Source organism: Paenibacillus sp. sgz302114 (genome assembly GCF_056120345.1).
Map to the genome: position 1 here is coordinate 1 of NZ_JBVYOI010000076.1, position 252 is coordinate 252.

Consider the following 252-nt stretch of genomic DNA (forward strand, 5'->3'; position numbering starts at 1 on the left):
AGACGATCAGGTTGATAGGTTCGAGGTGGAAGCGCGGCAACGTGTGCAGCTGACGAATACTAATCGGTCGAGGGCTTATCCTAAACAAGTGAAATCCAGCTAAAGCAAGAAACCTTCGCAAAGGTTCGTATCCAGTTTTCAGGGTGTTAAGATTTGCCCGAACATTCATGTTGTTCCCTGATAGCTCAGTTGGTAGAGCACTCGACTGTTAATCGAGTTGTCACAGGTTCGAGTCCTGTTCGGGGAGCCATT

Annotated in this window: 1 tRNA gene and 1 rRNA gene; both read left to right on the top strand. The window is 48.0% G+C overall.

The features are described 5' to 3' along the window. Window positions 1-83 (top strand): 23S ribosomal RNA (locus tag AC0LWF_RS28000); the annotation flags it as partial. Window positions 84-174: 91 nt separating this feature from the next. After that, window positions 175-250 (top strand) — tRNA-Asn (locus AC0LWF_RS28005). Window positions 251-252 lie beyond the last annotated feature (2 nt).